The organism is Candidatus Equadaptatus faecalis, assembly GCA_018065065.1.
In the GTDB taxonomy this organism is placed as follows: domain Bacteria; phylum Synergistota; class Synergistia; order Synergistales; family Synergistaceae; genus Equadaptatus; species Equadaptatus faecalis.
In genome coordinates, this window is record JAGHTZ010000098.1 from 1 (window position 1) to 4,492 (window position 4,492).

Annotated in this window: 6 protein-coding genes; all 6 read left to right on the top strand. The window is 47.6% G+C overall.

All coding sequences use genetic code 11. From position 1 onward, the window contains the following. Positions 1–215 (top strand): hypothetical protein (locus KBS54_07690; GenBank protein MBQ0056002.1); only part of this gene is annotated, 215 nt, incomplete at its 5' end. A 60-nt stretch (positions 216–275) separates the two neighbouring features. Next, positions 276–683, top strand: coding sequence for a transcriptional repressor (locus KBS54_07695; GenBank protein MBQ0056003.1), 408 nt, complete (start codon positions 276–278; stop codon positions 681–683). A gap of 52 nt (positions 684–735) precedes the next feature. Next, complete coding sequence (locus KBS54_07700) at positions 736–1,272, top strand: rubrerythrin family protein (protein ID MBQ0056004.1); 537 nt, start codon at positions 736–738, stop codon at positions 1,270–1,272. A gap of 40 nt (positions 1,273–1,312) precedes the next feature. Beyond that, entirely contained in the window at positions 1,313–1,915 is a 603-nt protein-coding gene (locus tag KBS54_07705; protein ID MBQ0056005.1) for a flavin reductase, read from the top strand. Between the two features lie 102 nt (positions 1,916–2,017). After that, positions 2,018–3,418: a YfcC family protein gene (locus tag KBS54_07710; protein MBQ0056006.1), complete on the top strand. Its 1,401-nt coding sequence runs from the start codon at positions 2,018–2,020 to the stop codon at positions 3,416–3,418. Between the two features lie 359 nt (positions 3,419–3,777). Beyond that, positions 3,778–4,410 (top strand): ORF6N domain-containing protein, encoded by a 633-nt coding sequence (locus tag KBS54_07715; protein MBQ0056007.1) that lies wholly within the window; start codon positions 3,778–3,780, stop codon positions 4,408–4,410. Positions 4,411–4,492: the final 82 nt, after the last annotated feature.

Below are 4,492 nucleotides of genomic sequence, written 5' to 3' on the forward strand. Positions count from 1 at the left end.
AAAATCCCCGTCTTCCTGCGAAAATCGCCGATTCTGCGCAGGAACCAGTGACTTTCGCGAGCGGAGCGAGCTATCGAAAAGAAAAACAAAAAGACGCTGGATTCCGCGCTAAATCCTTGCGGATTTCCGCAGAAAGACGGAGGGAAGGATCGGATTTCCGTACCCTTGCAGGGCACAGGCAGAATGACGGAGAAGAAAAGTTCGTCTTTGTGTGAAACTTTAAGCAATATTGCTTATTGACTGAGGACTAAATCATTATATAATAGAATATGAGAATGGTTCTTATTTTTGGGGCTGGTACGATGAACAAGATGGCGGTACAGATCCGGCGTATCATAAATGAGTCGGAAAAACATCTTACGGCGGAAGAAATTTTTTCAGAGTGCAAAAAGAACGGGGTAAAGGCGTCAGTGGCGAGCGTTTACAGAAATCTTGCCTATCTTGCCGCCGAAGGCTGCATAAAAAGGCTCTCGTTTACCGGAGAGCCTGACCGTTACGACAAATCTGTTTTGCCTCACGAACATCTAATCTGCGAGAGATGCGGACGGATCAGCGACATTGGTTCAGGCGGTTTGAAACAGCTGCTTGAAAAACATTTCGGTACGGAAATTGCCTCTTACGAGCTTTCAATGCGCTATGTTTGTCCCGAGTGCAGACAGAAGGCTGAGAAGGACAAAAATTAACACGGGTTTCATGCCGCAGTGCGGCAAAATCATAAATTCGGAGGGAAATACAATGACGAAATACGCAGGAACACAGACGGAGAAAAATCTGCAGGCAGCTTTTGCAGGCGAATCACAGGCAAGAAACAAATACACTTACTTTGCCTCAAAAGCGAAAAAAGAGGGTTTTGAGCAGATAGCGGCGCTTTTCCTTAAAACAGCCGACAACGAGAAAGAGCACGCAAAAATGTGGTTCAAGGAACTTGAAGGCATCGGCGATACGGCGCAGAACCTTGCGGCGGCGGCCGAGGGTGAAAATTTTGAATGGACAGACATGTACGCGGGTTTTGCGAAAACTGCCGAAGAAGAAGGCTTCCACGCTCTCGCAGAGAAATTCCGCGCTGTTGCCGCCATTGAAAAATCACACGAAGAACGCTACCGCGCGCTTCTGAACAACGTAGAAACCAAACAGGTTTTCGCAAAGAGCGAAGTTAAGGTTTGGGAATGCAGAAACTGCGGACACATTGTCGTCGGCACCAACGCCCCTGATATCTGCCCTGTCTGCGCACATCCGCAGGCGTACTTTGAAATCAACGCGCAGAACTATTAATCCGCGGCACGAAAACCGGCGAAGGGATGGTGAAGACAAAATGAGTGCAATGTTTAAGCTTTCATACGGGCTTTTTGTAGTTACGGCACACGACGGGGAAAAGGACAACGGCTGCATAACGAACACGGTGCAGCAGGTGACCGCGGCTCCGAACAGAATTTCGCTGGCGGTGAACAAAGCGAATTTTACGCATGACATGATTTTGAAAAGCGGCGTTTTCAACGTTTCGATAATTTCCGAAAAGGCAGACTTCGAGCTGTTTAAGCGGTTCGGCTTTGCAAGCGGGCGCGATACCGACAAATTTGCCGGTTACGGCGCCGCAGAACGTGCGGAAAACGGTGTTCTCTACGTAACGGAGGGTACCAACTCGGTGCTTTCCGCGCAGGTTGTCCAGACTGTTGACCTCGGCACGCATACGCTTTTTATAGCTGACGTTACCGGCGAAAAAGTTTTGGACGAAACAGCGTCCGCAACGTATGCATACTATTTTGAGCATATTAAGCCGAAGCCGGAAGCAAAACCGAAAACAAAAGGCTGGGTATGCAAAATATGCGGCTACGTCTACGAAGGCGAGGAACTCCCTGCCGATTTCATCTGCCCTGTTTGTCTCCACCCTGCCTCTGATTTTGAACCGCTGAATTAAACAACTGTTAAAAAACCAAGCCTTCCGATTTCGGAAGGCTTATTTTTTAATGCGAAGCAGCCGGTTTAGGTTTATAATATCTGCTCAAAAGAGGTGCGGCTTTTGTCAGGCAGACACAGATTTGAATTTCCGAACAGCTGGGTAATAATTGCGTTTATGGTTTTCATAACCGCGGTTTTAAGTTGGGTTATACCTTCAGGCAGCTATGAGTATGCCGAACGGACAATAGGCGGTGTTGTTCGCCGCGCCGCGGTTGACGGGACGTTTCATTATATTGGCAAAGCCGCGGTGAAGCCCGCGGATTTTCTCGGACTGTTTGCGGCGTTTTACAGAGGCTGCGTCGAGGCGGCGGACATATTTTTTGTAATGTTCTTCTGCACGGGAACGTTCAGCGTTATGGTTGAAACAGGTGCGTTTCACGCGGGAATTTCGTCGCTGCTGAAACGTTTCGGAAAAAACGCGATGCTTGCCGCCGTACTTCTTATGTTTTTCTTCGGGATTTGCGGTTCAGCCTTCGGCATGCTCTCCGAGTTCTACGGCTTTTACCCGTTTATGACAGGGCTCGGCATAGCCGTGGGCTGTGACGCGATGTTTGGTTTTGCCATTATCGCCCTCGGCGAATACATAGGTTTCATGGCGGCAACAACAAATCCCTACACGCTTGCCGTTGCCCAGACACTTTCCGGTCTGCCGCTTTATTCTGCCGGAGCGTGGCACGTATTCTGCTTCGCCGTTTTTATGGTCACCTGCGCTCTTTACGTTCTGTGGTACGGAAAACGCGTAGCCAAAAATCCTAAAATATCTGTCCTGTACGGATATTCCGGTTTCTCGCAGTTCGATGCCGCGCAGACGGAGGGAAAACCGCTTGATCTGAAGATGAAATTTGTAATTGCCGATATGCTCGTGACGTTGTCGGTTCTTATGGTCGGACTGATAAAATACAGCTGGGGTTATGCGGAGCTCTGTGCGCTGTTCCTTGCCATGTCAGTATTTGCCGCCGCTGTCTGCGGCTGGAGTCCGAACAGATATTGCGACGTGTTTTCCGAAAGCACGAAAAAAATGTTCTGGGGCGCGATGCTTACCGGACTTGCCAAAGCCATGATGGTAATTATGCAGGACGCGCAGATAATCGACACCGTAACCTACATGCTTACGAACCTGCTTAAAAACGCGCCGTCCAAGCTTTCGGCACAGCTTATGCTGTTCGTGCACACGCTTATAAATTTCCCGATAGCCTCCGGCTCGGGCAAAGCGCTGATAACGATGCCTATAATGGCTCCGCTTGCGGACAACCTTGGTTTGACGCGTCAGGTCGCGTGCAGCGCGTTTCTTTTCGGGGACGGGCTGACTAAGCTTCTCTGGCCGACAGGCGGCTGTGTAATAGTCTGCGCCATGGCGGGTGTGCCGTACGAAAAATGGCTGAAATGGTTCCTTCCGCTCTGCGGAATACTTTACGTCGAACAGATGCTTCTGCTTCAGGCAGCGGTCAGTATGGGTCTGTAGATTCTGAAATAAAAAGCGGCTCTGCTTAATAAAATATTGTTTATTGTTGTTATGTAAAATAAAATTTAGTAACAATTATAAAAGAGTGCTTTATCCAGCTGTATCAATGCTTTGTATAATTTCTTCCTGATTTTTATCTGTTGAAGCTCCCGCAATAATTGCTCTGCACGGAAAATTTTGGACTCAACACGGAAATTTCTCCCTCAACCGGTTAACAAATCCGGGGTCTGTTTGCAGTTTGATAAGCCCGTTTTTTGTGCCGAGACGGCGTGGTACAGCACAAAATTAGCAAAAAATGTCATTTTGAAAATGACATTTTTGCCGTTAAAGCGTGTAAAATAATATCAGCAGCAGAAAAAATGAAACGGGGACAGGCTTCCATGACGAAGAAAAACGAAATCAGTATACGCTCAGGCGCGGCAGAATATCTCACCTACGCTGCCGTTTCCGGCGGCATTGAAACAAGCCTTGAAATGCGTTACGAAGACGAAAACATCTGGCTGACGCAGAAAATGCTTGCTGAGCTGTATGACGTAGATATACGAACTGTCAACTACCACATAAACAAAATCTTTGCAGACAAGGAATTATCAAGAAATTCAGTTATCCGAAAATTTTGGATAACTGCAACTGACGGCAAAAACTATGATACAAACCACTACAGTCTGCAAATGATAATCGCTGTCGGCTTCAAAGTGAACTCCGAACGCGCGGTGCAATTCCGCAAATGGATCAACGAAATTGCCTCAAACTACACGACAAAGGCGTTTAATCAGCAAGTTGCACGCAACAAGGAGAAATTTGAAGAAGATTTTATGTTCACACTTACGGCAGATGAATTTGAAAACTTGATATCAAAAAATTTGACATCAAGTTGGGGCGGTCGCAGAAAACCGCCTAAAGTTTTCACCGAACAGGGCATATACAACCAATCTACGTCTTCCTGCGGGCTCCGTCAGGAGCAGCGCAGGATCCAGCGGCGTTGTCAATAGTAAGCAGTAAGCACAATGAAACCGGCAGTTTATATACTTGCAAACGGCAGAAACGGAACGGTATACGTAGGTACTACGTCAA

What these genes read in the sequence shown, in the direction of transcription:
- KBS54_07695 (MBQ0056003.1), top strand. Translation starts at nt 276, where the DNA reads ATGGTTCTTATTTTTGGGGCTGGTACGATGAACAAGATGGCGGTACAG.
- KBS54_07700 (MBQ0056004.1), top strand. Translation starts at nt 736, where the DNA reads ATGACGAAATACGCAGGAACACAGACGGAGAAAAATCTGCAGGCAGCT.
- KBS54_07715 (MBQ0056007.1), top strand. Translation starts at nt 3,778, where the DNA reads ATGAAACGGGGACAGGCTTCCATGACGAAGAAAAACGAAATCAGTATA.
- KBS54_07705 (MBQ0056005.1), top strand. Translation starts at nt 1,313, where the DNA reads ATGAGTGCAATGTTTAAGCTTTCATACGGGCTTTTTGTAGTTACGGCA.